The sequence below is a fragment of the Halorubrum sp. Ea1 genome (genome assembly GCF_002252965.1).
Taxonomy (GTDB): domain Archaea; phylum Halobacteriota; class Halobacteria; order Halobacteriales; family Haloferacaceae; genus Halorubrum.
Genome location: NZ_NHPG01000005.1, coordinates 1 through 9,798 on the forward strand (window position 1 = coordinate 1; position 9,798 = coordinate 9,798).

The window sequence follows — 9,798 nt, forward strand, 5'->3', positions numbered from 1 at the left end:
CCTCTCCGGAGACGGTCACGCCGGCCTTTATCGCCGACACCGCCGTTCAGTACGACGACGTCGTCGGCTTCGCGGCGCCGAGCTCCCAGCTGTACGACGACCTGTTCTACGCCGTGTACGAGGCGATGGCGGAAACGGGCGCGGTGTTGACGACGAAGTACCCGCGTCACGAGGTCTACGGCCGACTCTCGGCGATGGACCCGCTCGTCATCGACTCGACGCCCGGCGCGGAGGCCGACGGCGGCGTCGACATCGCGACGAGCGACGCGGGGTCGGTCCGGTGCGGCGACCTCACGTCGCTCGGGGTCGCCGCCGAGCGCGCGACGATGCGGCTCGCGACGGACGACCGACCCGGGACCTTCGCGATCGCGACGATGACGCAGCTGCTCGCGCACCACGACGCCCGCACGCTCGACAGGTTCCTCCACGAGCTGGTCGGCCAGTGGCGCAATCAGGGCGTCGGCGGACTCGTCCACCTGCCGCCGACAACCGACGTCGACGGCGCCGACCGGTTCGGGGCGGCGCACCTCGATTACGTCATCGAGATACGAACCGGCGACGGCCAGATCGAGGCGCGCGTGTCTGGGAAGCAGGACGTTGCTCCCACATGGCAGGTGGTTGGCTCGGCGCCGTGCTCGGATAGCGAAGCGTCGGTCCGGTTGGTGGACCGACAGCTCTCCGGGACAGCCGACGAAGGTGGCGGCGAGTCTACCTCGGAATAGCACCCGGCGAATCCGGGCCACGAGCCGGCCTCGATCGCTGGATTTCGGCTCGCTGATCTTCGTCGTGAGGCCGCGCTTTGTTCGTCGACCACCCCATACTCCTCGCGGTTTGTACAGTACGCTCTTTAGGCCATCCGGCTGGGTTCGACCGAAGCCGGGTTGCGGTTTGCTGACGCCGTCGGAACGCGAAGCACGACCTCGGTACCTGTGTCGGTCACGTCGACGTCGACCTCCCCGCCAAGCATCGAAACTAACATACGAATCAGCCAGATCCCGAGCGCGGAACCGTGCTGTAACGGCGTCTCTTCGCCGGTGACGAGTACCCCCCGCTCGATATCTGGCATGCCAGGCCCGTCGTCAGTCACGACGATCTGGAGCCAGCCGTCGTCTGCCTGTCTCACCGATACGTTGACGTGCGGGTCTTCTCTGTCTCCTGCGGCCACCGCGTTCTTTATCACCTCGGTAAGCGGGTGTGTAAGCCATCGTGAGACAGTCCCGTCGGTCGCGTCGACAGAGACGGCGATCGTTGCGTCCGAGTGGTCATCCCGTACCGCCGTCGCGGCCTTTTCAGTGACCTCAGCGATGTTAACGGTTGACTCGTCGTGTGGTATCTCCCGTATCGCGCGATCGATCACCTGCATTTTGTTCGTAAGCCGTTCCCATCCGTCGAATATACGCGTCAGTCGGCGGAGGTGATCTTGACGACAGTCAGCGTCCGGTTCCTCGGCGAGCATCGTTGTCCATCCCACGAGCTTGTTTAAATCGTTGCGGACGTTGTGTCGGACGACCCGCTGGAACACCTGTAAATGCTGTCGCTGTCGCGTCTTCACGGTGATATCCTTCCCCTCAACGGCGATCAGCGTGATTTCACCAGCGGCGTTACGAATTGGCTTGAACGACACGTCGATGCGTGCGAGACCATCTGGACCCTGTAGTTCTCCTTCGGTCTGGACGAGTTCACCGTCACCCGCGCGGTTGACCGCCTCAGAAACCGTGAGTCCGTGGTTCGGGTCAAGGCTCAGCCACGGGAATTTGTCGATCGGTTCACCAACAATTGTCGACCGATCAACACCGATGCGTGCGACCAGCGTATCGTTCACGTCAGTCACGGTTTTATTGGGGCGGACTAACGCGGTAAGCTGGTGTGGGCTGTTAAACACAGCCTCCAGTCGCCGAGTGTACTTCTCGCGTTCAGAGATATCAATAAACAACACATCGGTACCGACGACTTCGTCGTCAACGGTGCGTGGGATCGCCCGTAACAGACACGGGACCGTGTCGCCGTCCGTCGTCACGAGCGTGCGTTCTGCGACGGTGAGATCACCGCTAAGCGCGCGTTCGTAGCCGTCTGACTGGAGTGAATCAGTCGAGCTATCGTCATAAAACTCACTGAGCGGCTGTCCAACCACCGCTTCGCGCTCGCACCCCAGCGCGTCGGAAAACGACCGGTCACAGGCCTCAATGACTGCTTCGCCGCCAACGGCCCGAGTTTGAACGAACAGCAGCGGGCCCTGATCAAACAGTTTCGACGCCCATTTCACACGCTCGGAGCGCTTCGTCGCGTCCCGCCCCATCGCCAGCACACTGGCAGAGCCATCACCCGCATCACTCACAACGGTGTGTATATCTATCCACGTGACTTCGCTGTCATCCGTCCCGATTCGTATCGTCTCAGCAGCCGGGTCACCGGTCTCGATCGGGCGCCGCAGGGCGTCAGCGGCACGTTCGCGGTCCTCCGGATAAACTACTGCTTGCCATTCGTCTATCGTCGTCGGGCTCGCTCCGACCGTCTCTCGTAAAGTGGCGTCCAACGTGACTGTGTTGGTACTGAAGTCCCACTCACCGATGCCCGTCTCCGTCCCGCTGAGGACGAGTTCCAGCCGCTCAGTCTGGTCTCTGAGCTCTCTGATCCGCCGTCGTTGCTCGGTAATATCGTGTTGAACCCCGATGTAGTTTGTCACGATTCCGTTTGCGTCTCGAACCGGCGTCACGGAGAGCTTCGCCCAGTACGGTTCACCCTCCGCGGTGTAGTTTCTCAGCTTAGTCGTTATCGGTCGCTCGGTTTCGATCGCCGTACGGATGCGCTTTGTCGTCTCCGAATCTGATCCGGGGCCCTGGAGGAATCTCGGGTTTCGGCCGAGAGCCTCTGACCGCTCGTATCCGGTTAGCTGTACAAACTCCTCGTTGACGTACACCAACGGGTTCCCCGGTTGGGTCGGGTCCGTAATCTGGATGCTGGTCCCTGCTTCGTCCAGCGCCCGCTCTTTTAATGCGAGTTCGTGTTCCCGTGCTTCACGATCGCTCACGTCACGCACCGTACAGACCATTCGGGATGGGGTGACCATCGTCAGGGACAGCTCCGCCGGGAACGTCGTTCCATCTGGCCGACTTCCCGTTACTCGCCCCTGCCAGTGACCATCGCGTTCGAGCGCGTCGAAAGCTTCCTTCTCGATCCGTGCCGCTTCATCCGCAGCGTATAGCTCTCGCCAACTTCGACCGAGCAACTCCTGTTTGCTGTCGAATCCGTACATGTCGACGTGCGTCTGGTCGATATAGACGTACGACTCGTCGTCAAGAATGGCGACGCCATCGGCGGCGTCCTCAATCGCTTGTTGAAACGCCCCGAGGCGAATCTCAGAGGCGCTCTCGCCTGTCGGCTCACGTGTCTGGGAGCCAATGCGGTCGAGTGCCGCGGCCAGTAACTCCGCTGCTCGCTCTAGGACATCGCGGACGGCGGCCCCGTCCAACGCGGTCGCAGCGTCGCGGTGACCCCATCCAACCGACAGCACACGCTCGGAACCGATCGGAACGAACAGTTCCTCACGCGGCAGCCAGCGGCTGTCATCCGGTGCGATTGGTCCGGCCACCCCGTCGGTTCGAGCCGGCGCATCAGTCGTGAAACATCGCTTGATAAGAGCTGCGTCCGGTGGGGGTGTTCGGCCCGGCCGACCGATATGACGTTCGGAACTAAACGCCGGTTGGGACGGCTGTTCCGGCGGTTGGGCGTTCTCAACGCTGCTGTCGCGCTCGTTGTGGTTTCGCCACACGGTAATCGCTGCGTCTCCCAGTGTGGCACGGATCGCGGTCAGTGTCCGATCAACAGCGCCGCCTACTGTCTCTTCCCGGTTGAGGTCGACGCCGAGGTTGAACAGCGCGTCCTCGGTCACCTCGTCACCGCTCGTCATCGACCCGTGTTGCCAGCGGTTCAGTCGAACACGGCCGAGCGGTCAGGTCATCGATCAATGTCTGAATGGCCCAGAGCCGCTCCACCACTGCCCAGAGCGGGTCAACGAGTTCACTGTCCGACGCGTTGGTAGCGGCGGTCCAGACGTGTTCTTCAGCCTCGGCGAGTGCCGTTGCCGCCACTTCGAGAGCCGCTTCGGTCGACTCCCGTGCGCGTGCGTCCGCTGAGAGTCCGTAATGCAATGGCCGTGAGCGGAACGCGTCGGCGTCGATGACCTCGATCAGCTCGTCGTGCGTCATCGTCACGAACACGTCGTCGTACCGGAACGACAGCGTTCCCTCTTCGAGACGCGTCGCTGAACCGCCCGGCCCGCCGAAGAGGAGGTTTATGCCATCGGGGCTGACGTACCTATCGAGGCGTCGGAGCTCGTCGCCTTCCGTGTTTTTGAACGCCGAGACCGCATCGAACATCGCGTCGAGCGCGGATGGTGCACTCGCCGCGTCGAACCGAGTAACTGACACGTCCGAATTCATGCCGAATAATTTCACCGAATCAGTATGTCACGTTTCACGGAATAATCCGCTTCCCGCGGGCGATACCGAATATGTACGCGTGTGCGGGACTCGACGGCCGTTCAGCTCTCCGTCTCACGCGACCGGACGAGGTCGTCTGCTCGGCCTCACACTCGGCCCGGTCTCCCACCGACGTCCTCCGAGCGGCGACCTGCGTGACTCGCTGTCCTCACCGAGTCACGCGCCGTGCCTCTGACAGCGTTCCCCGTTCCGGGGATCGCGTCGACCGATATTCCCGGTCGACATCCGTATATCAGCAGATAGGATGATAAGTGGTATGACAGAAATATCAGGTAATGGCCTCTGTGACCTCACATTTTTGCTGCGCTCGCCAGAGCGCACCGCGTGCACCACGCGCCTACCGCGCCGCCGGCCGTACCGCGTTCCTCTCGTACCGTCGGCCGCTCCGCGCGCCTCGGCTCGCGGCGTCCCCGCTGACGCCGCGCGCCCGCCCGACGGGGCGTCACGGACTGCGGCTCTCTCGGCCCGTTCGTCCCGGATTCGACGCCCCGATAGCGCTCCGCGAATCGCGTCCTCGGCGGAACAATTATCAATTAATACAATATAGTTATTAATGAACAATGGTGTCTTTCGAAGACATCGCCGACCGGGCGAACGGCGATCGGGTCCCGCTGTCGACCCGCGAGCGGGCGATCGGCGGCGCCGGCGTGCTCGCGCTCGTCGCTCTCTCGGCGCTCGCGCTCGCGACCGACGTCACGTGGAAGCTGCCCGCGATCTCGTGGGTGGCGTTCGGTGCGATGGCGCTCGGCGCGCCGCTGGGCGCCCGGGCGGCGGCGGCCGATCACCCGCTCGAACCGGTCTGGGGGTACGGGCTGGCGAGCGGCGCGATGGTGACGAGCACGGCGTTGTTTCTGATCCCGCAAGCGCTCGCCCAACACGGGCGCTTCGGTAGCCTCGGCATCGCCGTCGGCTTCCTGGCGGGGTACGCCGGTCACTCGCTCGGACACCGGTTCACGCACCTCGATCTCCCGGTCGACCACACGGCCGCGGAGCTGACGGTCCACGCGCTCGCGGCCGGCGCGATCATCGGCGCCATTTACGGCGCGATGCCGTCGCTCACGTCGCTGCTCGGTATCGCGCTCGTCTCGCACAAGGCGCCGGCCGGGTACGCCGCGGCGCGCCGCCTCGCCGGGCGGGACCGGTCGGTCGCCGTGCTCGCGCTCCCGGCGGCCGCCGTCGGCCTCATCGCCCTCCCGGTCGCCGCGGTCGGCGTCACCCCGTCCAGCACCGTCCGCGGTCTGCTGTTCGGCGTCGGGGCCGGCGTGTTCCTCCACGTCGCCGTCGATCTGCTGCCCGAGTGCACGGCCGGAAGCGAGACCTGCCCCGCGGACGCCGCGGCCGACGGACACCGCCTCCGCGACCGACTCCGCACTCACGCGGCCGTCAGCTCCGTCGTCGGCGGGACCGCCGTCGTCCTCGGCTGGCTCCTGATCGGCTGACGGCTCCGCCCGCGGCGCCCCGGTCGCGCGCGGCTCACTCCCCGGTCAGGTCCACGTACGTCCGCCGGACCGTCACGGGCGTCACGTCGGCGACGTCGGCCGCCTCCCGCTGCGTGCAGTCGGCGCCCAGCTCGCGGGCCGCGGTGTACAGGCAGGCGGCGGCGACGCCGACCGGGTTGCGGCCGTTCGCGATCCCCTCTTCCACGGCGCGCTCCGCGAGCTCGCCCGCCCGCCGCTCCACGTCGGCCGCGCAGCCGAGGTCGCTCGCGAACCGCGGGAGGTACTCCGCGGGTCCGGTCGGGCCGATCGGGAGCCCGAGCTCTCGGTTCATCGCGTCGAAGGCGGCCTGGTGCTCGTCCTCGGTCGCCTTCGCCTCGGCGCACACCTCGCCCACCGTGCGGGCCACGTCGGCGGTTCGGCAGGCGACGTAGACGCAGGCGGCGGAAAAGCCCTCCAGCGACCGCCCCCGCAGCAGGCTCTCGTCCTGCGCCGAGTCGAACAGCGCGCAGGCCGCGTCGCGGACGCTGTCGGGGAGCTCCAAGACGCCTGTCAGCCGACGGATCTCGGTGTACGCGTACACCTTGTTGCGGTCGCGCTTCGTCGAGATCTGCGCCCGGTTGTGCTGGGTCCGCATCCGGGCGAGCCGCCGGCGCTTGCGCCCCTTCACGCGTGTCGAGCGACCGATCTCCGTCGAGAGTCCGCGGTCGTGCCGCGAGCGCGTCAGCGGCGCGCCGGTGCGCTTGGGGTTCGCGTCGTCGTCGTCGAACGACCGCCACTCCGGGCCGTGGTCGATCCGATCGGCCTCGACGACGAGTCCGCACTCCGTACAGACGCGTTCGGCGGAGTCGACGCGGGTCCGACCGCCGCACTCGGGACACTCGTCGACGGCGGTCGGTCCGGTCGCCGGCGTCCCTTCGGCCTCTCTCTCCCCCGCCGCAGCGGTCGTCTCGCTGTCGGCGGTCGCCTCGCGATCGGCGGTCGCCTCTCCGTCGGCGGTCGTCTCGGCGGCGCGGTCGGCGGTCTCGGTGCGGTGCGAACGGACGCGGGTCGAGCGTGCCTGACTCATCACACGTCGAACTCGGGCCCGATGCCTTACTTAAACCCGGGCGAATTCGGGGGTGATCGGCCGGATCGACGCGTTCGAACCGACCGGTTACCGGTCGGTGATCGGCGGTCTCGCACCGCCGCAGTACGGTGGTTTTAACCCGCTGACCGAGCCATCGGTTCGCATGACGCTGTCGGAGATCGCGGACGGGGTAGAGGTGACCGCGAGCCAGCGCGACCGCGGTGTCGCCGTCGCCGACGACACGGAGACGCCGCTCGTCGACCGGCTCGCGGCGCACGCGGACGACCTCCCGTGTACCCCGGCCGCGACCGCGACGCTGGTGGACGCGTACACGGCCGGGCGGAGCGTCGGCGACGCCGCCCGCGAGGCCGGGGTGACGCCGATGACGGGCGCGAAGGCGCTCCACCGCTGCGGCGTCGAGGGCGTCTGCCCGCTCGCGCCGAGCCGCCGGAGCGTCGTCCGCGACTGGCTCGACGGACGGACCGCCCGGAGCGAAGCGGTCGCGCTCGCCGGCGGCGACGAGGCCGACTTCGCGCTGGCGACGTACGTCGAGACCCACGACCCGGTCCCCGCGGTCGCCGAGGCCGTCGACGCGCACGTCGCGGGCTCCGCGCCGCTCGGCGACGGCCTCCGCGGCGACGGCGACGCTCTCGGCGGCGCGTTGGGATCGCCGGACGGCCTGCGCTGACCGTCTCGACCGCCTTCGATTCCGCTCCTCACCGTCCTTCCGACCGCCTCAGGACCGAATCCGATCGACCAGCCCCGGCTCCTCGAACTCGATCCCGAGCGCCGCGTCGAAGGCGCGCTCGTACGTCTCGGCCAGCGCCGCGACGTAGTCGCCGGTCCCGGTCGCCGCCGCGGGGGCGCTCTCGACCGCGGGGTCGACGGCCGGAAGCCGGGTGTCGGCGTTCTCCCCGACGTCGCTCTCGGCCGGCCCTTCCGCGCGAGCCACCGCGACCGTCCCGTCGACGCTCCCGCCGACGTCGGCCACGCGGCCGCGGAGCCGCTGGAGCGCGTCGCGGCCGTGCGCCGTCGCCGGGGTCACCGCCTCGACGCGGTCGGCGGCCGTGACCGCCGCGACTGCCTCGTTCGACCCCACGGGGGCGGCGTCGACGACCACGGCGTCGTACGCGGTCGCCGCCTCGTCGATCCGTCGCTCCAGCTTCCGCGCGGCCTCGGCCGTCTTCGCGCGGGCGGCGCGCTCGAACGGCGCGCGGGCCGGGAGCAGATCGGCGCGTCCCGAGAGATCGGGTTCCCCGTCACGATCGCTCGACCCGGTGTCGGTCGCGTACGCCGCCGCCGACAGCGACGCGCCGGTCTCGTCGGTGACGAGCGCCGTCACGTCCGGGTCTATCCGCCCCGAGACGTACTCGGAGAGCCCCTGCGTCGTGAACGCCGCGTCGACCACGGCCACGTCGCGGCCGTCCCTCGCGCCCAGCGCGGCCAGTTCGACGGCGGTCCGTGTCGTCCCCGCGCCGCCGGTCGCTCCGACGAGCGCGAGCGTCGTCGCCTGCATGCGGTCGGCTACTCGGAGTTTCGCTGTTAACTCTGTCGTACGCCGGCCGTCGACGAGGGCCGCCGTTTATCAGGGGCGCGGTACTCGGCCGTCGACGAGGGCCGCCGTTTATCAGGGGCGCGGTACTCGGCCGTCGACGAGGGCCGCCCTCACCCGGCGATCGCTTCGGCCACCGCGTCCAGTTCGTCGTCGGAGAGGTCGGGTCGCGTCCCGCCCACCGCGTGGAGGGGCGCGCCGCCGTCGCCCTCGAACCGCGGGATGACGTGGACGTGGACGTGGGGGACCTCCTGCCCGGCCGCCTCGCCGTCGTTGATCCCGACGTTGGCGCCGTCGGCGTCGACCGCGGCCTGCACCCGCGGGGTGAGCTCGGTCACCGTCGCGAACAGTTCGCTCGCGAGGTCGTCGTCGAGGTCGCCGACGTGCTGCGCGTGCGACTTCGGGATCACGAGCGTGTGCCCGCGTGCGAGCGGGTTGGCGTCGAGGAACGCAAGCACGTCGTCGGTCTCGTGGACGGTCCGCGCCGGGATGTCGCCGGCGACGATCGAACAGAAGATGCAGTCGTCTGACATACGCGAGGGGTCGGCGGCGCGACTCATCAAGCTTTCCCGGAAGGGGGGGTCGATCCGGGCCACGATTCGACCGACCCTACTCCTCCGCGTCGGGGAACGGCACCTCGACGAGGTCGCCGTCGTCCGGGAGGAGCACGTCGCCGTCGAACGCCTCCCGCGCCTCCCGGCGGATCGGCGAGGCGTCGGCCGCGTACCGCGAGGAGATGTGGACGAGCGCCAGTCGCTTCGCGTCCGCGCGCTCGGCGATCTCCCCGGCCTCGCGGCCGGTCGAGTGGGCCGTGTCGCGGGCGCGGTCGGCCATGTCGTCGCCGAAGGTCGCGTCGTGGACGAGGAGGTCGGCGCCGGCGGCGGCCTCGACCGTCCGCTCTCGCGGGCGCGTGTCGGCGGTGTAGACGAGCGTCCGACCGGGCCGCGGCGGGCCGACGACCTGATCCGGCTCGACGACCGTCCCGTCCTCGGCCTCGACGGGCTCGCCGTCGTGGAGCCGGCCGAACTTCGGGCCGACGGGAACGCCGAGTTCCTCCGCCCTCGGGCGGTCGAACCGACCGGGCCGGTCGTCCTCGTCGAGGACGTACCCCTGCGAGACGGTCCGGTGCTCCGTCTCGAACGCGCGGACCGCGTAGCCGTCGGCGTCGAGCGCGACCTCGCCGGGCGCGACCTCCTCGATTCGCACCCGGAACGCGGGGTCGTGCCCGGCGAGGTCGCGCTC

At 68.3% G+C, this 9,798-nt stretch carries 9 protein-coding genes; 3 read left to right on the forward strand and 6 right to left on the reverse strand.

The genetic code is table 11. The features are described 5' to 3' along the window. On the forward strand, window positions 1–722 hold a 722-nt coding region (locus DJ73_RS20005), incomplete at its 5' end, for a hypothetical protein (protein ID WP_176451043.1). A 125-nt stretch (window positions 723–847) separates the two neighbouring features. Here the strand turns inward: DJ73_RS20005 and DJ73_RS00240 are convergent. Both DJ73_RS00240 and DJ73_RS00245 read right to left on the reverse strand, forming a co-directional pair. Next, window positions 848–3,907: a PAS domain-containing protein gene (locus DJ73_RS00240; protein WP_094557029.1), complete on the reverse strand. Its 3,060-nt coding sequence runs from the start codon at window positions 3,905–3,907 to the stop codon at window positions 848–850. Continuing rightward, window positions 3,894–4,439, reverse strand: a complete 546-nt coding sequence (locus DJ73_RS00245; RefSeq protein ID WP_094524622.1) for a HalOD1 output domain-containing protein — start codon at window positions 4,437–4,439, stop codon at window positions 3,894–3,896. The genes DJ73_RS00240 and DJ73_RS00245 overlap by 14 nt, the downstream gene beginning before the upstream one ends. A gap of 620 nt (window positions 4,440–5,059) precedes the next feature. On the opposite strand from DJ73_RS00245, the gene DJ73_RS00250 reads away from it, so the two are divergent. Further along, window positions 5,060–5,938 carry a ZIP family metal transporter gene (locus DJ73_RS00250; RefSeq protein WP_394338277.1) on the forward strand — a complete coding sequence of 293 codons (879 nt, stop codon included), beginning with the start codon at window positions 5,060–5,062 and terminating at the stop codon, window positions 5,936–5,938. Window positions 5,939–5,972: 34 nt separating this feature from the next. Here the strand turns inward: DJ73_RS00250 and DJ73_RS00255 are convergent, their stop codons facing one another. Further along, a complete protein-coding gene (locus DJ73_RS00255) occupies window positions 5,973–7,004 on the reverse strand; it encodes a transcription initiation factor IIB family protein (protein ID WP_094524621.1) in 1,032 nt (343 codons plus the stop codon). A gap of 163 nt (window positions 7,005–7,167) precedes the next feature. Here DJ73_RS00255 and DJ73_RS00260 point away from each other — a divergent pair, with 163 nt between their 5' ends. Next, window positions 7,168–7,692, forward strand: a complete 525-nt coding sequence (locus DJ73_RS00260; RefSeq protein ID WP_094524638.1) for a hypothetical protein — start codon at window positions 7,168–7,170, stop codon at window positions 7,690–7,692. A 48-nt stretch (window positions 7,693–7,740) separates the two neighbouring features. On the opposite strand, the gene DJ73_RS00265 is transcribed toward DJ73_RS00260, so the two are convergent. The 3 genes from DJ73_RS00265 to DJ73_RS00275 form a co-directional block, all read right to left on the reverse strand. Then, entirely contained in the window at window positions 7,741–8,520 is a 780-nt protein-coding gene (locus tag DJ73_RS00265) for an AAA family ATPase (protein WP_094527620.1), read from the reverse strand. A gap of 149 nt (window positions 8,521–8,669) precedes the next feature. Continuing rightward, window positions 8,670–9,089, reverse strand: coding sequence for an HIT family protein (locus tag DJ73_RS00270; protein WP_094524619.1), 420 nt, complete (start codon window positions 9,087–9,089; stop codon window positions 8,670–8,672). A gap of 76 nt (window positions 9,090–9,165) precedes the next feature. Beyond that, a partial coding sequence (locus DJ73_RS00275) for an MBL fold metallo-hydrolase (protein WP_094557031.1) occupies window positions 9,166–9,798 on the reverse strand: 633 nt, incomplete at its 5' end.